The sequence below is a fragment of the Virgibacillus sediminis genome, from assembly GCF_042643265.1.
In the GTDB taxonomy this organism is placed as follows: Bacteria; Bacillota; Bacilli; order Bacillales; family Amphibacillaceae; genus Virgibacillus_O; species Virgibacillus_O sediminis.
This window is the reverse complement of the sequence record NZ_JBHRRZ010000006.1, coordinates 1-20,873: the sequence shown is the minus strand read 5'-3', so window position 1 is coordinate 20,873 and position 20,873 is coordinate 1. Positions and strand designations below refer to the sequence as shown.

Annotated in this window: 21 protein-coding genes, 6 tRNA genes and 1 pseudogene; 5 read left to right on the top strand and 23 right to left on the bottom strand. The window is 43.8% G+C overall.

Annotated features, from left to right (window positions below; genetic code table 11):
• Positions 1-34: 34 nt before the first annotated feature.
• Entirely contained in the window at positions 35-610 is a 576-nt protein-coding gene (locus ACFODW_RS03545) for a 5' nucleotidase, NT5C type (RefSeq protein ID WP_390303073.1), read from the top strand.
• A 117-nt stretch (positions 611-727) separates the two neighbouring features.
• On the opposite strand, the gene ACFODW_RS03540 is transcribed toward ACFODW_RS03545, so the two are convergent.
• A complete protein-coding gene (locus tag ACFODW_RS03540; protein ID WP_390303070.1) occupies positions 728-1,333 on the bottom strand; it encodes a methyltransferase domain-containing protein in 606 nt (201 codons plus the stop codon).
• 20 nt (positions 1,334-1,353) lie between these two features.
• Positions 1,354-1,971, bottom strand: coding sequence for a class I SAM-dependent methyltransferase (locus ACFODW_RS03535; protein ID WP_390303067.1), 618 nt, complete (start codon positions 1,969-1,971; stop codon positions 1,354-1,356).
• 136 nt (positions 1,972-2,107) lie between these two features.
• Between ACFODW_RS03535 and ACFODW_RS03530 the strand changes: the two genes are divergently transcribed.
• Together ACFODW_RS03530 and ACFODW_RS03525 are read left to right on the top strand one after the other, a co-directional pair.
• Positions 2,108-2,518 carry a YugN family protein gene (locus tag ACFODW_RS03530; protein ID WP_390303064.1) on the top strand — a complete coding sequence of 137 codons (411 nt, stop codon included), beginning with the start codon at positions 2,108-2,110 and terminating at the stop codon, positions 2,516-2,518.
• Between the two features lie 85 nt (positions 2,519-2,603).
• Positions 2,604-2,957, top strand: coding sequence for a DnaJ family domain-containing protein (locus ACFODW_RS03525; protein ID WP_390303061.1), 354 nt, complete (start codon positions 2,604-2,606; stop codon positions 2,955-2,957).
• An 87-nt stretch (positions 2,958-3,044) separates the two neighbouring features.
• Here ACFODW_RS03525 and ACFODW_RS03520 read toward each other — a convergent pair whose 3' ends face one another.
• The 8 genes and pseudogenes from ACFODW_RS03520 to sigW all read right to left on the bottom strand — a co-directional run bounded on the left by ACFODW_RS03520 (position 3,045) and on the right by sigW (position 11,812).
• A complete protein-coding gene (locus ACFODW_RS03520; RefSeq protein ID WP_390303321.1) occupies positions 3,045-3,398 on the bottom strand; it encodes a glycine betaine ABC transporter substrate-binding protein in 354 nt (117 codons plus the stop codon).
• 24 nt (positions 3,399-3,422) lie between these two features.
• Positions 3,423-3,911 (bottom strand): annotated as a pseudogene (locus ACFODW_RS03515) (glycine betaine ABC transporter substrate-binding protein); the annotation flags it as partial.
• Between the two features lie 509 nt (positions 3,912-4,420).
• Positions 4,421-6,223, bottom strand: coding sequence for a glutamine--fructose-6-phosphate transaminase (isomerizing) (glmS, locus tag ACFODW_RS03510; RefSeq protein ID WP_390303058.1), 1,803 nt, complete (start codon positions 6,221-6,223; stop codon positions 4,421-4,423).
• A 590-nt stretch (positions 6,224-6,813) separates the two neighbouring features.
• A complete protein-coding gene (gene glmM, locus ACFODW_RS03505; RefSeq protein ID WP_390303055.1) occupies positions 6,814-8,160 on the bottom strand; it encodes a phosphoglucosamine mutase in 1,347 nt (448 codons plus the stop codon).
• 71 nt (positions 8,161-8,231) lie between these two features.
• Positions 8,232-9,461: a CdaR family protein gene (locus tag ACFODW_RS03500; protein WP_390303052.1), complete on the bottom strand. Its 1,230-nt coding sequence runs from the start codon at positions 9,459-9,461 to the stop codon at positions 8,232-8,234.
• The gene (gene cdaA / locus ACFODW_RS03495) at positions 9,454-10,272 is read right to left on the bottom strand and encodes a diadenylate cyclase CdaA (RefSeq protein WP_390303049.1); all 819 of its coding nucleotides are present in this window, start codon (positions 10,270-10,272) and stop codon (positions 9,454-9,456) included. The genes ACFODW_RS03500 and cdaA overlap by 8 nt, the downstream gene beginning before the upstream one ends.
• A 328-nt stretch (positions 10,273-10,600) precedes the next feature.
• Complete coding sequence (locus ACFODW_RS03490) at positions 10,601-11,236, bottom strand: zf-HC2 domain-containing protein (protein WP_390303046.1); 636 nt, start codon at positions 11,234-11,236, stop codon at positions 10,601-10,603.
• A 12-nt stretch (positions 11,237-11,248) separates the two neighbouring features.
• Complete coding sequence (gene sigW, locus ACFODW_RS03485) at positions 11,249-11,812, bottom strand: RNA polymerase sigma factor SigW (RefSeq protein WP_390303043.1); 564 nt, start codon at positions 11,810-11,812, stop codon at positions 11,249-11,251.
• Between the two features lie 143 nt (positions 11,813-11,955).
• Here sigW and ACFODW_RS03480 point away from each other — a divergent pair, with 143 nt between their 5' ends.
• Positions 11,956-12,105 carry a Spo0E family sporulation regulatory protein-aspartic acid phosphatase gene (locus tag ACFODW_RS03480; protein WP_390303040.1) on the top strand — a complete coding sequence of 50 codons (150 nt, stop codon included), beginning with the start codon at positions 11,956-11,958 and terminating at the stop codon, positions 12,103-12,105.
• A gap of 107 nt (positions 12,106-12,212) precedes the next feature.
• Here the strand turns inward: ACFODW_RS03480 and rocF are convergent, their stop codons facing one another.
• The 11 genes from rocF to ACFODW_RS03425 form a co-directional block, all read right to left on the bottom strand.
• Entirely contained in the window at positions 12,213-13,115 is a 903-nt protein-coding gene (rocF, locus tag ACFODW_RS03475) for an arginase (protein ID WP_390303037.1), read from the bottom strand.
• 165 nt (positions 13,116-13,280) lie between these two features.
• Positions 13,281-14,393 (bottom strand): phosphomevalonate kinase, encoded by a 1,113-nt coding sequence (locus ACFODW_RS03470; RefSeq protein WP_390303034.1) that lies wholly within the window; start codon positions 14,391-14,393, stop codon positions 13,281-13,283.
• Between the two features lie 3 nt (positions 14,394-14,396).
• Positions 14,397-15,374 carry a diphosphomevalonate decarboxylase gene (gene mvaD / locus ACFODW_RS03465; protein ID WP_390303031.1) on the bottom strand — a complete coding sequence of 326 codons (978 nt, stop codon included), beginning with the start codon at positions 15,372-15,374 and terminating at the stop codon, positions 14,397-14,399.
• Between the two features lie 31 nt (positions 15,375-15,405).
• The gene (gene mvk, locus ACFODW_RS03460) at positions 15,406-16,365 is read right to left on the bottom strand and encodes a mevalonate kinase (protein WP_390303028.1); all 960 of its coding nucleotides are present in this window, start codon (positions 16,363-16,365) and stop codon (positions 15,406-15,408) included.
• Positions 16,362-17,651 (bottom strand): hydroxymethylglutaryl-CoA reductase, degradative, encoded by a 1,290-nt coding sequence (locus tag ACFODW_RS03455; RefSeq protein ID WP_390303025.1) that lies wholly within the window; start codon positions 17,649-17,651, stop codon positions 16,362-16,364. Before ACFODW_RS03455 ends, mvk begins: the two co-directional genes overlap by 4 nt.
• Before the next feature lie 287 nt (positions 17,652-17,938).
• Positions 17,939-18,011: transfer RNA gene (locus ACFODW_RS03450), tRNA-Lys, on the bottom strand.
• Between the two features lie 42 nt (positions 18,012-18,053).
• Positions 18,054-18,128: transfer RNA gene (locus ACFODW_RS03445), tRNA-Gln, on the bottom strand.
• A gap of 11 nt (positions 18,129-18,139) precedes the next feature.
• Positions 18,140-18,224, bottom strand: a tRNA-Tyr gene (locus ACFODW_RS03440).
• A 42-nt stretch (positions 18,225-18,266) separates the two neighbouring features.
• Positions 18,267-18,342 (bottom strand) — tRNA-Thr (locus ACFODW_RS03435).
• 2 nt (positions 18,343-18,344) lie between these two features.
• Positions 18,345-18,420, bottom strand: a tRNA-Val gene (locus tag ACFODW_RS03430).
• Between the two features lie 4 nt (positions 18,421-18,424).
• Positions 18,425-18,499: transfer RNA gene (locus tag ACFODW_RS03425), tRNA-Glu, on the bottom strand.
• Positions 18,500-18,909: 410 nt separating this feature from the next.
• Between ACFODW_RS03425 and fabI the strand changes: the two genes are divergently transcribed.
• Positions 18,910-19,686, top strand: coding sequence for an enoyl-ACP reductase FabI (gene fabI, locus ACFODW_RS03420; RefSeq protein WP_390303022.1), 777 nt, complete (start codon positions 18,910-18,912; stop codon positions 19,684-19,686).
• 63 nt (positions 19,687-19,749) lie between these two features.
• On the opposite strand, the gene ACFODW_RS03415 is transcribed toward fabI, so the two are convergent.
• Together ACFODW_RS03415 and ACFODW_RS03410 are read right to left on the bottom strand one after the other, a co-directional pair.
• The gene (locus ACFODW_RS03415) at positions 19,750-19,956 is read right to left on the bottom strand and encodes a hypothetical protein (RefSeq protein WP_390303019.1); all 207 of its coding nucleotides are present in this window, start codon (positions 19,954-19,956) and stop codon (positions 19,750-19,752) included.
• A gap of 205 nt (positions 19,957-20,161) precedes the next feature.
• A partial coding sequence (locus ACFODW_RS03410) for an IS3 family transposase (RefSeq protein WP_390303016.1) occupies positions 20,162-20,873 on the bottom strand: 712 nt, incomplete at its 5' end.

Below are 20,873 nucleotides of genomic sequence, written 5' to 3'. Positions count from 1 at the left end.
GATCGCCAACATAAAAGAGCAGGAGGGTGAAAGGATGAGAATTGGGTTTGATATTGATGATACGCTGATCAACTTGCGGGAACATGCCTTCCATTTATATAATCGGAAACTTAAGAAAGAGATACCAAGGGAGAAGTTCTTGGAGCTGGACAGGCTGGAAATACATGAACCCTTTGGAATGGACGATGAAGAGGGAAAGCAAATGTGGATGGATACACGAGACGAAATCTATTATACGGACTGCCCCCCTTTTCCGGGAGCTTTAGAACTTCTGCAGGAGCTTGCCGAAGCTGGGCATGAAGTCTATTATATTACTGCCCGCCCCAAAGACCACGGGGAAAGAACCAAGGAGTGGATGAAGGAAAGGGGATTCCCTGTCGAGGACAGCCGCTTCTTTTACGGAATGAAGGATGAGCAAAAGATTCATACCATTAAAGAGCTGGAATTGGATTACTATATAGATGATAAGCCAGAAGTGATAGAAACACTTTCCGAGATTCCTATCAAGCTATTCCTGAAAGACCAAACCTATAATCGGCATATTACGCATATCCCCAGAATTACCGATTGGTCCGAATTCAAGGAAATAATTGAACACCATTCATTATAAAGGGGCTGGGACACCATTAAACGGTTTAACTCAAAAGAGATTCAGGCAGCCTCGACGCCGTTTGTCCCAGCCTCTTTAAAACAACAATAAGCCTGAACGGGAGGCGTCCGAGTGCAATTACAGATAAGGCAGGCTGTAGATCAAGAACCTTTCATATGGGTCCTTACTATTGAGTCCAGGGAGGGGAATTTCCTTTTTCAATTCAAAAGGGGTATTGTTATCCAGGTAAAACATATACTCCTCCGTACTATAATATAGAATCAATTCCACCTTCCGGAAATACCTCTCCAAAGAAACCAAGATATTTTGGACAGTCTGGATAAAGATTTTAAGTGAAAAAGGATTGAAAAAGTAGAAACGGTTATCATGTGGGTTAATCGGATATTCCTGGGCAAGACCCTGATAGAATTCAATAGTTCCAGCCTGATTCCTTTTCTTATAGCAGCTTCTATTTTTAAGGGCGTCCTGGTAGAAAGTCTCATTCATTTCCACCCCAACAACGTTGGCTTGGCAATAATAGTGAATGAAAAAGCTTAATCTCCCCTTCCCACAGCCAAAGTCTACCACGCGATCCGTACGTTTAACCTCATAGCGGCTGAACAATGCCTCCAGAGCGCTGTAGGGGGTGGGCTCATACGGATGGTAATGCAGGGAACGGGGATATCCCTGTTGCTCTCCGGCAGTGTTGATGTTAAGCATCTCCTCATACTGATACTCCTTCATAAATCATTCTCCTGTTTTCATTATTTTCTACAAACGGCTATTCCAAGCGGGTAATCCCTTTCTTCTGTCACGCTGGCCGGTTGAATCAGCACTCCCTTTTGTACAAAAAACTCCGTTTCCTTATACGAATCAAATAGCTCATGGAATTCTTCTACTTTCAACTGATGTACATGAAAAGTCTGCCCACACGGTTTGCCTCTCCCCTCTCCAAACGGCGTGGAGAGAATCAGAGTGCCTCCAGGCTTAAGCATCTGATAAATATTGGAGAGGAACATTTCCTCTTCAGCTATATGTTCTATCGTCTCGAAACTGAGGATAAAATCAAACTTCCCTAATTCTCCGGGCAGCGCCGGATCGGTCACATCCCCTTCCAGAAAGGTGGTAAGAGGATGGTAATAAGTCCCTCTCGCGTATGTAACTGCATCCTTATCTCGATCCACCCCAACAACTTCACTCACTTTATGTTTACAGGATTTTGCGATAATATGGGCCCCATAGCCGCTGCCGCTGGCAAAGTCTAAAACCCTGCCGGAAACATATTCTGCAGCAAAATGGTACCTGGCTACGTGTTCCATCAGAAGTCCATTGGTAATCTTCATATTCTCGGGGATAACTCTTTCTCCTGTATCTTTTAACATCTACTTCACCACTTTATTCGTTAGATAAAATTCCTTCTATACCAGTATAACATCTTGCCGATGAAGCTTTGTCAAAGTATGCACTCCATTGCTTCAGGCCATACTATAGTAAAGTCTAAAGAAGGAGTGGATGGACATGTTGAAATTGGAAACAGAAATGGATGGGAAAAAGGCCTATTTTGGTGATGTACGCCGGGTACTCGGGCAAAATGGCTATACCCTTTGCGGAAGCTGGGAATATGATAAAGGGTTTTTTGATGGCGTTTTATCAAGAGAAGGTGGAGAGACCATATACATCCGCTTACCTTTTCATGTATTGTCGGGGGAATTGGACCGGGATGACGCCTATATTGAATTTGGAACACCATTTGTCATCAAACACGTAGTACATCTTGGTCTTGACAAAGATGAACAATCACTATTGGCTGCGACAGGACTGAATCAATTCCAAGAACCTCTGGATAAAGATGGACAGATAAGAAATAAAAGCAGGTGGGAAATGGAAGGGGAACAGGCTATTGGCGCTATTTTAGAATACATAAGCTGACCCTCCCTCAACCTTTAGAGAGCTTCCTTCTCTGCCCTTCCGGCATGTTATACTAGGGTATATGGACAGGAAAGGAGGGAGCAGGATGTACATGTTTGTGGAGGAGAGAATTAAGAAGGCCATGGACGAGGGAGAATTCGATGACCTTCCAGGGAAAGGAAAGCCTTTGGATCTGAAAGAAGACCTTCAAGGGCTCTCTCCAGAATTGAGAATGGGCTACAAGATTTTAAAAAATGCCGGCTATATAGATGAGGAAACAGATCAGAAGAAAAAGGATATTACCATGAATGATCTTCTTGTGTCCGCAACTGGCTCCCCTCAAAAAGATGTGCTGCAGAATAAGCTGGAGTTCGAGGAATTCGTCCAAGACAGGGAACTGCATCAAAATAGACGATTCCGGGATTATGCGAGAAAAATATACCGGAAACTGTTTCCATAAATATAAAGCAAGTGGGGGGCATCCATATTAGAATGCCCCCTCTCTTATCCAAATTATAGCTATTACCAATAGTGAAAAGAGAATTTTCTATTTTGCTTCTAAGTCTTCGATCGAATCAATGTCCATGTACTCTGGAACAACAAGACCTATTTTGGCACCTTCCAGATTTGCTCCGAGATCAGTAAAGTTGCCTTCGTGCTGTTCATAGAAATCTTTATGTGTGTATGGTAGCCACGCAGCCAAAGTCGCATCAGCATCTCCGTTTGCAACCGATTCAAAAATAATTGCCACATCGACAGGTGTCACCGAAACATCGAATCCTTTTTGTTCCATCACTTCTTTCAACACACTAGAAGAAGCTCGCTCTGAATCCCAAGGAGTGGAAACAAGTTCAAACTCGACACCTTCTACATCAGCAACGCCTTCTGTCCATTCAGCCACTTTATCCTCATTTTCTTCCACCCATCGCTTTGCTATTGCTTCAATATCCTCGCCAGTATCATTGGCTTCAAACATGATGCTTTCCATATCCTCAACATCCCACTCAAACTGATCAATGAGTTTGTATGCTTCAGGCTTATCTTCTTCCAAGCCCAGCCTTGCTAGCGTATGAATGCCTTCTGCATCGCCATAGATATTTTTTGGATCGTCTAGATATTTCATATCGGGATACTTGGCGAACATCCAGTGCGGATTTTATCCCGTTATAATAATTGGGCTTTCATCATCAATTGCTTTTTCCAATTCTGACATCATTGCCGCCGTGGAAGACAATTCTACAGACCATCCTGACAATTCTTCATATTTCTCGATGGCTTTTTCCGTTGTCACAGAAATTCCCGCTCCAGGCTCAATGCCTGTAATCGTATGGTCTACCGCTTCGCTATAATTCTCAGAGGTATTTTCTTCTGTATCCTCTGTTTCATTTCCCGCACATGCTGCCAATACAAGCATACTGCTAATTGCGGCGAATAGTAAAAATTTTTTCATCATACTTTTCATTGTTTAAAAACTCCTTTATATTTTTTTGTACAAGATTCCTTACTTATGATACACGGAAATCAAAGGATCCAATTAAACAAGCATTCATGTATGTACATAAAAATTCTCCATAATAAACCGTCGTAGGAAGGACGGCACAGTACCGTTTGAAGCATTGGCAATACAAGCATCAGCAGAGGAAACTCATAATGATTACCTTATCGTAATTGACAGTTAATTTCAACCATCTGAATAAATTGCAACTTAATAATAAAAGTTTCGTGCTTGGTTCCACCGTATCGTTCACCTTCCATATATTCAATTTTAATATGGAAATGGGGCATTTCCTTCGCTCATCCACTTATCAATGTGGATATCTTTTTCGACACAAAAAACCCCCTTTAGATAATCAATATCCAAGGGGGCAAAAAGGTGGCATGACCTTAGTTCAAAGCCACCATTTACTTTATATTGGTTTTCCTTTACTCGACTGTCACACTTTTGGCGAGGTTTCTCGGTTTATCAACATCACAGTCACGATGCAATGCAGCATAATAGGCAAGCAGCTGCAGAGGTACTACACTGACAAGCGGTGTCAGCAGTTCATGGACCTTTGGCAGCACGAAAGCATCACCATCCTGTTCCAAACCTTTCATGCTAATGACAAGTGCATTTGCTCCACGCGCTACTACTTCCTGTACATTTCCCCGTATCGAATAATTTACATTCTTCTGTGTCGCCAAAGCAACCACTGGTGTCCCCTCTTCAATCAAGGCAATGGTGCCATGCTTCAATTCACCACCGGCAAATCCTTCCGCCTGAATATAGGAGATCTCTTTCAGTTTTAATGCTCCCTCCAAGGAAACATGGTAATCAGCACTCCGGCCGATAAAGAAGGCATTACGTGTAGTTGCCAGGTAATCTCTTGTAAGCTGTTCCACTTCTTCTTTCTGATCGGTCAATACCTCCATGGCATTAGCAACCAATGCAAGTTCTTGAAGCGGATCGAAATCGAGTGTAAGATCTTTGGCCTGTGCCGTATCAACAGCCAAAATGGCAAGCACTGCTATCTGAGCCGTGTAAGCCTTCGTGGAAGCTACAGCGATTTCCGGACCTGCATGCAAATGAAGCGTATAATCGGCTTCACGGGAAAGGGTGGATCCAGGCACATTGGTAATCGTCAGTGCCGGATGGCCTAGTTCTTTGATCTTCACAAGCACGCTGCGGCTGTCCGCTGTTTCCCCACTTTGAGAAATAAATACAAACAGCGGCTTTTCAGAAAGTAGTGGCATATTATAAGAGAATTCACTAGCTACATGCACTTCGACCGGGATATTCGCCAGCTTTTCCATGAATTCCTTACCTACGAGTCCTGCATGATAACTGGTTCCTGCTGCAATAATATATACACGGTCTGTATCCTGCATAGCTTTACGGATATCCTTATCAAGCTTTATTTGATTGTCACCATTCTGATATTCACGAATGATTTTACGCATAACGATCGGCTGCTCATCAATTTCCTTTAGCATGAAATGCGGATAGGTTCCTTTTTCCGTGTCACTGGCATCTATTTCAGCGGTGAATGGTGTCCGTTCCACCACTTGGCCGTCAAGCTTTTGAATCTCAACTTGACTTCTGCTGACAAGTACAATTTCTTTGTCTTCAATCTCGAGATACTGGTTTGTCAGTTTCAGAGTGGCCATGGAATCACTTGCTACCACGTTGAAACCATCGCCTATTCCTACAAGCAACGGACTCTTATTCTTAGATACATAGAACGTTTCAGGATCTTCTGCGTCAATCATGGCAATGGCATATGAACCTTTTAAAAGTTTCATCGTCTGGCGGAAAGCTTCCGCGGTGTTTTCATATTTCTCATAAAGCTTCTCTACCAACTGGACAATGATTTCTGTATCTGTCTCACTCACAAAATCTGTCTCTGCAAGGAATTCCTTCTTTATGTCCTGATAATTTTCAATAACACCATTATGAACCAAGGTAAACCTGCCTGATGAACTTTGATGAGGATGAGCGTTTTCTTCACTCGGCACTCCATGTGTAGCCCAGCGTGTGTGACCTATTCCCATTGTCGCGTGATTAGACGCATCCACACTTTCACGTAATGCGGCAATCCTTCCCTTTACTTTGGTCAAATTAAGACCTTCATCATTTAATACAGCAATCCCGGCAGAGTCATACCCGCGGTACTCCAGCTTTTCAAGCCCATTCAATAAAACCTCTGTTGTATCATTTATTCCAATATATCCTACAATTCCGCACATATTGTTGTTCCTCCTTCGCACAAGGGGCAACAAACGCAATATTACCAGGGGCGTTCTATTGCCCCTTTCCCGTATTAAAAAATTGTTTAATTAGTTAGCACCTTGCTTTCCCTCTTGGCCAATAAGTCACCTTATTGTTTTAAGGAAAAAGCATATCGGTTGAGATGCCCAACCGGGAGGAATCCGCCGAAAACTCGATTAGCCTCCACCTCGTCAACTATTTCCTTTTACCGATCAGGAAATAGTCCTGGCGCTTTTTAAAACCGATAAGACACAATGCTCCTTTCTGCCTTTAAATAAAAATGCCAGCCCTCTAAGTTTACCTCAAATTACAATAGATTAAACTTGGGTCAAGAGCTCACTTCATTTTACTTGATAGTGTTCAAGTTGGTCAATACTTTTTCACAGGGCTGGTATACATAACCTATGCAGAAACGAAAAAAGCCGTTCCCCTGACAAGAATTTCTTCGCTGGCTTAGGCCCCTGAGACATAGCCGAGCTAACGAAGCAAGGTCTTAACAATGCCCTATTTTGCAATTTCATAACAGAGAAATACCGTTTTCCCTAAAGGAAAACGGTATGATGGAAAATTATTCCTTTACACCCAGGAGGCGGTCAATAACTTCAGCTACCTGCTCAGCATACTTCTCACATTCTTCTTTTGTAGGTGCTTCCACCATTACCCTAACGAGCGGCTCCGTGCCAGAAGGGCGGACAAGCACCCTGCCTTGGTCGCCGAGTTCATTCTCAACAGCTTCAATCTCCTCTTGAATCTGGGTATTTGAAAGTGCTTCTTGCTTATCAATCACTTTAACATTCTTCAGGACTTGTGGATAGATGCTCATTTCACCTGCAAGCTCCGACAACGGCTTACCAGTTTCTTTCATGACATTCACCAGCTGGAGTGCAGACAACATACCATCACCAGTGGTAATACAATCCAGGAAGATAATATGCCCGGACTGCTCTCCACCTAGGTTATAGCCGCCCTTACGCATTTCCTCCATGACATAGCGGTCACCAACCGCTGTTTTATCGCTCCGCATGCCATGCTCCTCTAATGCCTTATAAAAACCAATATTACTCATTACTGTCGACACAACCGTATGATCCTTAAGCATTCCCTTGGAATTCATATGTTTGGCACATATGAACATGATTTGGTCCCCATCAACAATATTACCTTTTTCATCGATAGCAATCAGGCGGTCCCCATCCCCATCAAAGGCAAGGCCCACATCCGCTCCTTTTTCTTTTACAAAGGCCTGTAATGTCTCTGGATGAGTAGAACCGACCCCATCATTGATATTCAAGCCATCTGGGGAAGAGCCGACTGTAAAGACATCTGCTTCCAAGTCGGCAAACAAATGGGTGGCCAAGCCTGAAGTGGCGCCATGGGCACAGTCGAGGGCAATCTGCATGCCTTCGAAATCATTATCAATAGTATCTTTAAGAAAAGAGAGATACTTCTGGCCGCCCTCAAAGTAATCATTGATGACTCCTATATCTTCTCCTGCCGGCCGAGGCAGATCATCCTCCCCGTCTAACAAGCTTTCTATTTCATTTTCCTGCGCATCTGATAGTTTAAAACCGTCCGGGCCAAAAAATTTAATCCCATTATCCTCTACAGGGTTATGGGATGCGGAAATCATTACCCCAGCCTGTGAGCTTGTCACTTTCGTCAGATAAGCAACACCAGGAGTAGAGATGACGCCAAGGCGCATTACTTCCGCTCCGATGGAGAGAAGCCCTGCGACCAGTGCACTCTCCAACATCGGGCCGGAGACCCTGGTATCTCTTCCAATAAGAATCCGCGGCTTTTTTGTTTCCTTTGTCAGTATATAGCCGCCGAAGCGTCCCAACTTGAACGCCATTTCGGGGGTGAGCTCCTTATTCGCTATCCCTCTTACGCCATCCGTTCCAAAATATTTTCCCATGCTACCTCTCCTTTACTTGCGAATCAACCTGGCTTTTCAATTGAAATGATTAAGTGTTAGTTCCATCAAGTTTAATTTATTGCGACGGTGATTTCCTCATATTCACCAGTAACCTTAACATCATCCGCTTCCGGACCTTGGATCGTAACAGGGACTATATGTTCACCAGTGGACATTCCGCTTAGATCAATTGTCAGAAGGAAGTCCTCTACACTCAGCTCCCCAATCCCCGGCTGGCTGCCAGTGACCATTAAATCCATTCGGCCGGTGTCGGGTTCTATAAATTGAAAGTCCCGCCCATCCTCCAATCCTTGGGTTTCAAAGGATACATCTTCAATGGTTTCAGTCTGTTCCACTTCTATATCCACCTCGACGGTCTCCATTTCCGGGGCAGTAGCTCCATCCGGCAGTTTAAGGGAGGCCTCTGTTGTTGTCGATTCCGTAATACCTGTAAGATCTATCTCTTCCGTAGAAATTTCTTCAATATCTTCGAGTACCTCAGAAGTTGCAAAGACTTCTATTTCCTCCACATTAGCAGATATGTCTGTTATTTCATAGCCCTCCGGCACCTCGCCAGTAGTGGCTACCGTGAGGGGGACTGTCTTACTGGGATTATCGAGTTCCGCGGAAAATTCTACATTCTCCGGTTCAACACGCACATTCAATTCATTGCCTTGAGTATCGTAGACATTCACCGGGAGTTCCCTGCTATTAATGGATTCTTCCACTCCCGACAGATTAACATACACGTTCACAATCGCTATTTCATCTATTATACTTTGGGAACTTGTAATCGTCACTGTTTCTGGTTCTATACTGTATTCACCAAGTTCATGACCATCAGGCAGTTCATCCGTATTCAGGAATTCCGCTCCCACTTCAAATTCCTCGGTTGCCCTTTTCTCTATGGTTACTTCAATTGTCTTCGGCTCGATGTAAGCGGTAAGCTGGTTGGATAAGTTTTCATGTTGCACTTCTACTGTATGCTTACCTTCCTCCAGCCCGTGCAGGTCGACAAACACATCAAAATTCTGCTGAATTAAAGTAGGCGCCAGTATGGCGGAAGTACCCTCCAAAGACACTGTCACATGTTCCGGAACCCCGCTGACCACATATTGTTCCTGGTCTATGCGAACTTCCAACGGCACTTCCTCCAATGTCTCTACCTCTGTTGCCCTTCCTGGGATCGTTGAATCTGAAGAAGTAGTATTCACTTCCACATTGACGAACACGTAAAGAAGTACCGCGAATGCCAATGATAATACTCTTATAAACCACTTGCTTTTGAACCAGCTATCCATTCGAATCCCCCCTACGCTTCTTTGGCTTCCTTTCAGGGGCATGCTGCAGGGACAGATTATTGAAAAGTATCTCACGGAGTCTGTCCTCATTTAAGTCTCTGAATAATTCTCCGTTTTTCGTACACGAAATATCTCCCGTTTCCTCTGATACTACAATAGTCAGTGCATCAGTCACTTCACTGATTCCCATAGCTGCTCGGTGTCTGGTCCCTAATTCTTTGGAAATGAAGGGGCTTTCCGACAGAGGCAGATAGCATGCGGCGGCGGCTATTTCATTCTTTTTAATGATCACTGCTCCATCGTGGAGGGGGGTATTAGGGGTGAAGATATTTGTGAGCAGCTGGTGGGAGAGTTTTCCATTAATCGGAATACCTGTCTCCGCATATTCACCTACCCCTGTTTCACGCTCGATGGAGATTAGGGCTCCTATTCTCCTTTTCGCCATATACTTAGCTGATTGGATAATTGCTTCTATATTATTTTCAATTACTTCTTCTTCCGATCTGGCATTTCGGGAAAAGAGATTTCCTCTGCCAATCTGCTCCAGTGCCCTTCGCAATTCAGGCTGAAACAGGATAATTATGGAAAGAAAACCCCATAAGATAGCCTGATTTGTAATCCACTGGACTGTCTGCAAGTCAAATAATATACTAATCAGCCAAACAGCCAGTACAACCGCTATCCCTTTCAACAGCTGAATAGCTTTGGTGCCGCGTATCAGCATAATCAATTTATATAATACATACCAGACGAGAGCAATATCTACGCCTATTCTTAGCAGTTCTATAAAACTGAATCCCCCATCAAGCATGATTACACACCCTCTACTTTTAATACTAATCCCAGCCTGTTACGGGAGGCTGTTTATCCCTCATTTACTATTATATGTAACGTGCTCATTATAACATAATTTTTATTTAAACACCTTCCAAATCAAACATGTCCCGAACATCCTTTTTAAATCTGCATGGTGCTTAAAGCGCTTGGCTCGCAGCTGAGTATTTTCCTACGCACATAGCCTGTTTTCAATCAATCTTCAGGTTGAATTTAATTTGCAGGATGGAATAAAAGCTAGATACATCCACCCATATAAAAAGAAAAAGGACAAAGCATTCACTTTATCCTTCTTCCACTATTACTTAAAAGGTAAACAAACCTGCTAAAAATGCCTTTACTCTGTACCACAGCCACTCGAATGTCTGGTCAATCGTTTCCAGCTCACCATTCACTTCTCCCGCAGAAGCCATCAAGCCCTCTCCTTCAATCGGTTCATTAATGACCTTTCCATTAATTAGCGTGACATCTCCATCAACTGTCCCTTCGATAATCAGGTTGCCATTTTTAACAAGCAGGTCTCCCTGTACGGTTACCCCTTCAGGAACAATCACCGTACTTCCTTGAATGGCTAAGTCCTCCTCTTTTGAAACCACCAATTCGGTATCCTGGTTCCAAGAAGAAAAGAGGCTTGCCGCCATGAACAAGAAGAAGATGGCAGCAGCTGTTACGAAAGGATGGCCCTTAAACCAGCGGCTGTATCTGACCCCCCTCTTTTCTTCAGGAAGTCGATCCATCACCTTTCGTGAAAATCCCTCCGGTACTTGAATGCTCTCTGTACTGCTAAGCAGTGTGACTGTCCTCTTAAGCTCGTGGAAATGTTCTTGGCATGCCTTACATTCTTCTAAATGGGAACGTAATGCTGTCTCTTCTTCTTTGGTGATATCACCATCTAAATATATATGCATCAGCTTTACAGCCTCACCTTTACATTTCACCATAATCACACTCCTTTACACATGGCGCAGTCTTTTCCGCAATGCCTCTCGGCCTCGATGGAGACGTGTTTTTACCGTCCCAAGGGGGATATTCAGAATATCACTGATCTCCTGAAGCGAAAATTCCTCCAGGTATCTCAGAATGATGATCCCCCGGTATTTTGGTGGAAGTCCTGATATCTCCCTTTGAATATGGTCGTTCAACTCCAAGCTCTCCACTTCCTCCACTAGGGAGCGGCCATTGGCAGCAAGCTGGGAATACATATCAAGCCCTTCCGTCCCCTTTATTTCCGCATCCAAGTAATAATCCGGTTTTTTCTTGCGAATTCTATCAATGGATAAATTTGTGGCAATACGATATAGCCAGGTGGAAAATTTCCGGCTGGTATCAAAGGATTCTATATTGACGTATGCCCGGATAAACGTTTCCTGTGCCAGGTCTTCTGCCTCGTGTCTATTCCCGAGCATCCGGTAACAATGCTGGAAGATCTTCCCCTGATAAAAGGAAATAACGTCTTCAAAGGCCGATTGGTCGCCTTTTTTCGCTTGTTTTATTTGTTGTATAATAAAATGTTCCATATACGAACCTCCGCTGTATGCGGTCATTATATTTAACGGACGAGATAAAGAAAAAGTTTCATAATCAAGACGATTTTTATGTTTAAGATTGCAAACGTCCGGGTAATGCCATACTATAGTATACTAGATAGGAGGAAAGTTTTGTGAGTAAATCTGTGTTGCTGGAGAAGATTGAAGAATGCCGTAAAGAGATGATTTCTTTAAGTGATACTCATGACCTTACTTCAGAAGTAGTTGTAGCGTCCAGTACGAAGTTGGACAAATTAATCAACGAATATCAAAATTATGCATAATGAATCAAAAATAGCCTCCAAGATTCTACATAATCAACCATAAAAAAGACATTAAATTTCCAAAGGAAATGTTAATGTCTTTTCTAATTTAAGCCTGCCTCTGGATTTTACTTCAATTTTTCACCGAACAGCGAACCCATCAATCCAACTGCCATTTCTCCTGTCTTATTTTTCTCATCCAGAATTGGATTTACTTCCACAAATTCTGCTGATGTAATTACTCCTGATTCAGCAAGCATCTCCATAGCCAGATGGCTCTCCCTGTAAGTCATTCCTCCAATTACCGGCGTTCCGACTCCAGGTGCCTCAGAAGGGTCCAGCCCATCCAAATCTAAACTTAGATGGATCCCGTCCGTCCGTTCTTTTAAATAGTTTATGGTTTCTTCCATGACTTTCGGCATTCCCATGCGGTCAATTTCATGCATGGTAAATACCTTTATCCCACGTTCACGTATCAGCTCTCTTTCTCCAGGGTCGAGAGAGCGTGCGCCGACAATGACAATATTCTCGGCCTTTATCTTCGGACCATCGCCATGCAGATTGATTAACTTATCATGCCCGATACCTAGACTGACAGCGAGTGGCATACCATGGATGTTACCGGAAGGAGAGGTTTCACCCGAATTCAAGTCCCCATGGGCATCATACCAAATGACACCAAGATCATTATAATGCCGGGAAATACCTGCCAAGCTTCCAATAGCGATACTGTGGTCTCCCCCCAATATAACAGGGAAACGCCCCTTTTCGATTACTCCATCAACAAGGCTGGCAAGTTCCTCATTTGCTTTAATTACCTGGGGTAGGTTTTTCAAATTGGTATCATCTTGTTCCTGCTGTGAATCCGGTCGCTCTATCGCTATATCTCCTAAATCATGGATATCCTCTTTTAAACTTTGAAGCTTCTCTATGGCTCCAGCATACCTCATAGCACTAGGTCCCATATCCACTCCACGTCGACTTTGGCCCAGATCCATTGGCACACCAATCACGGACATTTTATTATTCATGACCATCCCTCCTTATTCACTTATTGTAGACAAAAACTATTCCATGACTCAACTGAACATTTTTTTGCATAACTATGCATTACAGTAGTCAGGAAATGGGGAATAGAAGCACATTAACATTGTTTTTAATTTCTTAATTAATGAAAAAAAGCAGGCATACGCCTGCTAATTTCCTATTATTTCAGCACCACAATCGTAAGGGTGGATAGACAATGGTTTTATTCCTGCAGCTGTCCAGGCCTCTATTAGCCTTTCCGCCTGGCCTTTTGAAGGCATGAATGCTATTCCGCAATCTCCTCCACCTGCGCCTGATGGCTTTCCGGCTCCTCCATGCTCCTCGGCGAGATCACAGAGCTTGCCCAGCAGCCGGGTCTCAATTTCAACCCCCGCATAACCACCAATCTGTGCCAGCGCCGTTCTGTTCATCTTTACCCCTTTTAAAAGCTTAGGGATATCCCTTTGATTCATACCCGTCAAGAATTCATCGACAGCTGTCTCACTATCGCTCAGGAACTTCCCATACACCTCAGGTGCGTCAGATTTTAATTTCACTATTTCATCTACCAGCTTTTTTGTAGAAGCCGGTTTTCCTGTCCAGCCAATGCATACATATATCTCCTCAGGCATAGTAATGGCCTTCGAGGAAAAATAAATCCACTCGTCCTCCAATAACCCGGAAACAGTTTCGGCCTTCTCAAGCTGCTCATTCAGCCATTCTGCTTGAAACGATGTATATTGGAGGAATCCCCCATAGGCTGAAGCGGCAACATCTGCTCCAGACCCATTTCCCTGGGTTTTGACATGAGACATAGCGGCCAGTTTAAAGACAAGCTCCTTGGATGGAGCCTCTGCCATCACATGATTCAATACCGAAGAGATGACCGCAGTGACGACCGCAGCACTGGAACCAAGACCGTATTTTACTCCGGATTCATCATCCAGCTCGCTTTTTATTGATAATTTAAAGGGGGCTGGAACAAAGGAATTCTCCCTCAAGTAAGTCAGGGCCATGCTCATTGCATCTTCGACAAACTTAGTGCGGGGATCAGTCGAGTCAATAGATACCCGACCCTTTTCCACCTTCCAAAAGAGATCATGCAATTGATAGTCCTGTAACGAAAGAAGGTTCATGTCAGTTGATTCGATATTGGCGTATACAAATCGGTCTACCGCCATAACTACGAGATGGTGATGCGGCTCCAATACCGCGAACTCTCCGGCAACCATCAGTTTGCCGGGGACTTTTAAAGTCATTGATGTATGGGACAAAACATTCATCTCCTATAAATAGGTAATACCCTGCCCGACTTTGCTTAATCGCACATCCGTTACCCCTTCAATATCACTTAATATTTGTTGAATTTTTTCTTCATATTGAGGAAGATACAGCACTTTGACATTAGGACCGGCATCTATGGTGAAATAAGCTGGTATACCTGATTTCCTCATTTCCCGGACTGTCTGCATTACTGTCATTGTTGTATCAAGCCAATAGGTAAAAGGAGGATTCGCTCCTAATGTCGTAGCATGCATTTTGAGACAGTTCGCTTCGGCAATCTGACCTACCTTCTCAAAGTCTCTTACAGAAATGCCTGCTTTTATTTCCTTGAGATCATTTGGGATGCTGTCTATCCAACCGGAATAAAAAGGGGAAGTATCAACAGTACGTTTCATCCCCTCTCGGCTCGAGACCTCTTTCATTGTTTCATTTAACACTACAGCTGCTACACGGATATCCCAGTGATCTTGGGGGGCTACTTGAACGGCATGAGAATCCGAGCCGTCTGCTCTATTTCCCATCCGCCATTCGGCAAAGCCTCCAAAAATGGACCGGCAGGCTGAACCGGATCCTTGGCGGGTAAGTTTGGAAAGCTCCTGGTTGCTCATGTCCACTCCAGCAGCTTTGGTCCCGGCTGCAGCAAGGGCAGCAAAACCCGATGCGGAAGATGCAAACCCTGCTGCAGTAGGCACTTCATTAATTGACCGTACTTCCGCATACAATTGCTCATTTCCGGCTGTACGACGTATCAGGTTGAGAAATTTGGCAACTCGCGAATACTGCTCCCCTTTGACCGGTTCATCATTTAGGTAGAAGGTATCCTTTGCCAATTCCTCCTTAAATTCAACCGTAGTGGTCGTATAAAAGCCATCTAACGTAAGGGAAAGGCTGCTGTTGGTGGGCAGTATAATCTGCTCATTGCGCTTCCCCCAGTATTTAATTAAAGCAATATTTGTATGTGCTCTTGCGGTAGCCTTCATATTAATTCTCTGCACCTTTCTGTCACTGATCCTAATGATCTTTCTTCAATACAAACGGCCAGACGGCATGGGCACCGACTTTCCTTAACTTTTCAGCGAGTTGCCTGGAATGAACTTCATTTCGCGCAAGAGCGATAATGCATCCTCCATTGCCACCGCCAGTAAGCTTGGCACCCAAAGCACCCTCCTGCCTTGCAAAATAAATGAGTTTGTTAAGGCCTGCATCACTGACACCTAACGCTTCCAACTCTTTTTGCGCTTCATTAAGCATTTGACCGAGGAAATGCTTGCCGGCCTTCTCAAGTGCATGCTTTGCCTGATGAGTCAGTTCTCCAATCCGATCCAATTTTCGCTGAAAACGCCTTGGTGCGGTTCTCAACAGATTGGCTACAGACTCTACAGCTAAACGGGTATCCCCGATTCTTCCCGAATCAGCTACCACAAAGTGAAAGTCCTCACTCAGCTCAATGAAATCAATTGGTTTTTCCTTCTCATACCATACGGGTGTTTCAGACGTTATGGTAAGGGTATCAATCCCGCTTGGCGAGCCATGGGCATATGTCTCCGCAACATCCGCCAATTTTAGAAGCGTATCGTTTGTATATTCCTCTTCAGCATAAGAGAAAAGGGAGCGTACTATGGAGACGGCGACAGACGCACTGGAGCCAAGCCCTTTCCCGTGAGGAATGGAAGAATTGATCCGGATCAATAGATCACGGGAAGGAAGTCCCAGATAATCAAGTGTCTCTTTGATACAATTGGCTATTCCATTCAAATTCTCGGGTACAGAATCGATTGGGCCATGGTAAAAAGAACTGTCCAGTTTGACAGAACCAGGTACGTATTCGACAACCGATTCCACACCAACGAGTGGAAATGGAATGGCGATGGCTGGTTGTCCGTGTACAACCGCATGCTCGCCAATCAAGATCAATTTGCTGTGAGCTATACCTATTGCTGTTTGTTCTGAAGCTACATTTTGTATGTTCATTTTTTATTCTTTTCCACCAATTCTTTAGCTTTTCCGACACGGATATCTTTTGCTTGGATCAACTGTTCTGCAATCATATCTATCATCTCCCCAGAAGCCCCTGCTGCTATCGCAACAGAGCGAGAATGTAAAGCCATATGGCCTTTTTGGATTCCTTCTGTAACTAGTGCTTTCAATGCCCCAAGGTTTTGCGCCAGCCCTACAGCAACGATCACTTCAGCCAATTCGCTGGCAGATTCGATATCAAGAATCTTAAGAGCTGTTTTAGAAACTGGGTGGACACCAATCGATCCTCCAACAGAGCCTACAGCCATCGGCAATTCAAGTTCACCCACAAGGTTTCCATTCTTATCCGCCGACCATTTTGTCATCGAACCATAATAGCCATTCCGGGCAGCATAAGCATGTGCACCAGCTTCCACAGCGCGCCAATCGTTTCCAGTGGCTATTACAACCGGATCGATTCCATTCATGATTCCTTTATTGTGTGTAACTGCCCGATAGGGATCAGAATCAGCGAATTCAAAGGCGCTCACTACACCGTCCCGCACTTCTTCTCCAGAGTATTCTCCTGTGGACAATAAATCCGGAGGAATTACACACTGTGCTTTCGCAAGGCATTTATCTGCATAATTGGACAGAATGCGCAGATATACCTTTCCCTTCGTCATATCCTCCACAACCGGGGCCAGGGATTCGACCATAGTATTGATGATGTTTGCTCCCATGGCATCACATGTATTTATATATATGTGGAGCACGAGCATTTGCCCGTACCTTGAATCGGAATGTTCATTGAGAATTCTTACTTCGAGGTCCTCTGCTCCGCCCCCTCTGGCGACGATACTTGGATAGGCATCATTGGCACCTTGAAGCAAAACGGCCTTTTGGGAAAGCAATTCCTTTTTTGCTGCCTGAATGTCCGGGGCGCCTACTACTTGAATCTGTCCTATCATTACCCTATCAGTCGTTTTTGTAGTAAATCCTCCGGCACTCCGCACAATTTTCGCAATATGGCTGGCTGAAGCAACAACAGATGGTTCCTCAACCGCCATCGGTACTACATATTCTTTCCCGTTTATAAGGAAATTCAATCCTAAACCAAGCGGCAGGGGAAAAGTTCCAATGACATTCTCAATCATCTTATCGGCAGTTGCTGCCGGTAATGGTTCACCGGATGATAAGACGGCTGCTTCAGCTTCATCTAATGCAGCCAATTCTGCCAATAGCTCTCTGCGCTCCTCTATTGGCTTGTTATAAAAACCGGGAATCCTAGAAGTTTCCATCCTCGACCATCCTTTTTATCATGTAGATAATTCTATATACAAATCAACATTCATTTGCTCAGAAGTGCTCATATAAGCATATTATAACACGTATTCATCCATCTGTTTCAATGAAATATACAGAGCAGCGAGACAGCATATGGAAAATTGCGAGTAGACTGTCTATCCCAGTCAGCAATACTTTATCTATTATGTTTAAAAACAGCTTGAAATGCAAATAAACAAGGCTGTTATGACACAAGCCTTGTTTATTCTAAAATCTTATATATTGGATGTCTAAGAAGTAATGAGCCATGGAGGATTCGAACCTCCGACCCTCTGATTAAAAGTCAGATGCTCTGCCGGCTGAGCTAATGGCTCCTAAAATAAATTAATAAAAAGATCCCTGAAAATAAAAAAAAGTGGCTGGGCTACCAGGATTCGAACCTGGGGTACACGGGATCAAAACCCGATGCCTTACCGCTTGGCTATAGCCCAACACTATGAAATGGTGGAGGGGGAGAGATTCGAACTCCCGAACCCTGAGGGAGCGGATTTACAGTCCGCCGCGTTTAGCCACTTCGCTACCCCTCCGTAAGTATTGTGACCAATTCAGTTGATTTTAAACATAAAAAATGGTGCCGGCCAGAGGACTTGAACCCCCAACCTACTGATTACAAGTCAGTTGCTCTACCAATTGAGCTAGGCCGGCAATGGTGGAGGATGCAGGGCTCGAACCTGCGACCCCCTGCTTGTAAGGCAGGTGCTCTCCCAGCTGAGCTAATCCTCCATATTGGTGACCCGTACGGGATTCGAACCCGTGTTACCGCCGTGAAAGGGCGGTGTCTTAACCACTTGACCAACGGGCCAGTTTTTAATAATCTCTGTCGCAAACTGACGAAATTTAGTATAACCCGATATGGAACATTTGTAAAGGGGTAAATGAAACTTTTTTTATTTTTATAGAAAAAGTATAAAACTTTAAGTAATTTGCCTTTCAAAGCAGGAATGGATATGTACAATACCAGCGAATAACAAGACTCTTTGCCTCTGCTTATGGGATCGCATGTTCCTTGCTAGGAAAGGGGGGCAACCCTGCCTGTCTGCTGTCCGTTTGATCACAAGTCTCTGCAGCGCAAAAGAACCTTTCCGGTACATTTATAATATTTCCAGGTTTTTTAGTTCTGGTATGTTAACAAAAGGAATTTGGGATACTATATATTTCTTTACCTTTAATATTTAGGTATAATGTACAGAAGAATAATTTGGAGGTGCAAGCATGTCAGGTTTATTAGAAGGAAAGAATGTTGTAATTATGGGAGTAGCAAATGAACGCAGTATAGCTTGGGGTATTACTAAGTCTCTACATAATGCAGGAGCAAAACTTATCTTTACAAATAGACAGGAACGTTCCTATAACAAACTGGTCAAACTACTGGATAAAAATGACATAGAAGCAGAATTGATCGTCTCATGCGATGTCTCGAGTGATGAAAGTATTCAGGAAGCCTTTACAGAGATCAAAAACAAGGTCGGTGTTATCCATGGTGTTATCCATTCAGTTGCATTTGCCAACAGAGAGGAACTGCAAGGAGAGTATGCGAACACTTCTCGGGATGGTTTCCTGACGGCTCAAGAAATAAGTGCATATTCCCTCGTAGCAGTAACAAGGGCCGCAAAGGAAATAATGACTGAAGGCGGCAGTATTGTAACACAGACTTACCTTGGAGCGGAACGTGTAATTAAAGATTATAATGTCATGGGAGTAGCTAAAGCTTCGTTAGAGGCCAGCGTAAGGTACTTGGCTGAAGATGTAGGAAAATACGGAATCAGGGTCAATGCGGTCTCAGCCGGTCCTATCCGCACTCTGTCCGCAAAAGGAGTCTCTGGTTTTAATGAGAAGGCAGGCAAAATTGAAGAGGTTGCTCCGCTCCGGCGCAATGTAGACCAAGATCAAGTCGGAGATGCCACCTTATTCTTTATAAGCGACCTTTCAAGAGGAGTTACTGGAGAAGTGTTGCATGTAGATTCCGGCTTCCATATTATTGGCGGCTAAGATTGCTACACCTGTTTATTAGGAACCTTTCATCCTGGAAAAAATTTATAGTTTCCTATTCAGTTAAAAAAGGCCGGTTCTTCCGGCCTCTTCCATTTGTAGAACTTTCCATCCCTCTATATTTTCCTCCTCATCTTCTAGGAATGCTAACCTGCCAATAATCAAACCCGCGAGCAGCAAAAGAAACACTAGTATAATAAGTCCCGCTACCTCACGCTTTTTTCCTTGATCGGCATTTGCCTTTCTGTGGCCTTTCCTCCAACCAGCCATTCCCCACCTCCACTCTACAGTGATTGAGCTACATAACCGCCCTATAGACGATATATGCACATCGGCTTGTCCTTATATCTTAAAGTTCTCTACTGTACCCCAGGGCCGAGAGAGCAACAAGCAGGGCAGGTATACTGGAGATAGCTAAAAAAGCGTCTATACCCGGGAGGATATTGATGTGACCCCTAAAAGTTAGAGTTTTATATCAAGCAGTTAATTGGCTGTTATGAAGACGGTACTGAACCGGACTCATACCGGCCAATTTCTGTTTAATACGATTGTTATTGTAATAATTGATGTAAGATTCGATATCCCTTTTTAAATCTTCGTAAGTACGAAGAGACTCTCCATAGTACATTTCCTGTTTCATGAGTCCAAAGAAATTCTCCATCGGTGAATTATCGATACAGTTTCCTTTGCGAGACATACTCTGGAACACGTTGTGTTCCTTGAGAGTGCTGACCCATTTCCTATGCTGATAATGCCATCCTTGATCAGAGTGTATAGTTGTCCGGTATCTTGATTTTTTAACCACCTGGAGGGCGTCTTCCAGTGGCTTCATCACTAGTTCCAGTGTCGGGCGCATACTGATTCCGTATGAAAGGATCTCTCCGTTATACATATCCATGATGGGATTGAGGAAGAGTTTAAAACCATTTGTACACTTGAATTCAGTAATGTCTGTTGTCAGCTTCTGATGACACACATTCGTATGGAAACGGCGGCGAATTCGATTCTTGGCCAGGGTACCGACAGTCCCTTTATAGGAACTATAACGGCGTGATTTCCGCATAAACTTGTTTCCCTTCAGTCCCAATTTCCTCATGATGCGCTGTATCTTCTTATGATTTACTTGTATACCTCTATTCCTGAACTCCAAGCCGATACGGCGGTAACCATAGTTACCATCGTGTTCT

Excerpts from the sequence above, each read along its gene's own strand:
- ACFODW_RS03545 (WP_390303073.1), top strand. The coding sequence starts at position 35 with ATGAGAATTGGGTTTGATATTGATGATACGCTGATCAACTTGCGGGAA.
- ACFODW_RS03540 (WP_390303070.1), bottom strand. The coding sequence starts at position 1,333 with ATGAAGGAGTATCAGTATGAGGAGATGCTTAACATCAACACTGCCGGA.
- ACFODW_RS03535 (WP_390303067.1), bottom strand. The coding sequence starts at position 1,971 with ATGTTAAAAGATACAGGAGAAAGAGTTATCCCCGAGAATATGAAGATT.
- ACFODW_RS03530 (WP_390303064.1), top strand. The coding sequence starts at position 2,108 with ATGTTGAAATTGGAAACAGAAATGGATGGGAAAAAGGCCTATTTTGGT.
- ACFODW_RS03525 (WP_390303061.1), top strand. The coding sequence starts at position 2,604 with ATGTACATGTTTGTGGAGGAGAGAATTAAGAAGGCCATGGACGAGGGA.
- glmS (WP_390303058.1), bottom strand. The coding sequence starts at position 6,223 with ATGTGCGGAATTGTAGGATATATTGGAATAAATGATACAACAGAGGTT.
- glmM (WP_390303055.1), bottom strand. The coding sequence starts at position 8,160 with ATGGGAAAATATTTTGGAACGGATGGCGTAAGAGGGATAGCGAATAAG.
- ACFODW_RS03500 (WP_390303052.1), bottom strand. The coding sequence starts at position 9,461 with ATGGATAGCTGGTTCAAAAGCAAGTGGTTTATAAGAGTATTATCATTG.
- cdaA (WP_390303049.1), bottom strand. The coding sequence starts at position 10,272 with ATGCTTGATGGGGGATTCAGTTTTATAGAACTGCTAAGAATAGGCGTA.
- ACFODW_RS03490 (WP_390303046.1), bottom strand. The coding sequence starts at position 11,236 with ATGGTGAAATGTAAAGGTGAGGCTGTAAAGCTGATGCATATATATTTA.
- sigW (WP_390303043.1), bottom strand. The coding sequence starts at position 11,812 with ATGGAACATTTTATTATACAACAAATAAAACAAGCGAAAAAAGGCGAC.
- rocF (WP_390303037.1), bottom strand. The coding sequence starts at position 13,115 with ATGAATAATAAAATGTCCGTGATTGGTGTGCCAATGGATCTGGGCCAA.
- ACFODW_RS03470 (WP_390303034.1), bottom strand. The coding sequence starts at position 14,393 with ATGAATGTTTTGTCCCATACATCAATGACTTTAAAAGTCCCCGGCAAA.
- mvaD (WP_390303031.1), bottom strand. The coding sequence starts at position 15,374 with ATGAAGGCTACCGCAAGAGCACATACAAATATTGCTTTAATTAAATAC.
- mvk (WP_390303028.1), bottom strand. The coding sequence starts at position 16,365 with ATGAACATACAAAATGTAGCTTCAGAACAAACAGCAATAGGTATAGCT.
- ACFODW_RS03455 (WP_390303025.1), bottom strand. The coding sequence starts at position 17,651 with ATGGAAACTTCTAGGATTCCCGGTTTTTATAACAAGCCAATAGAGGAG.
- fabI (WP_390303022.1), top strand. The coding sequence starts at position 18,910 with ATGTCAGGTTTATTAGAAGGAAAGAATGTTGTAATTATGGGAGTAGCA.
- ACFODW_RS03415 (WP_390303019.1), bottom strand. The coding sequence starts at position 19,956 with ATGGCTGGTTGGAGGAAAGGCCACAGAAAGGCAAATGCCGATCAAGGA.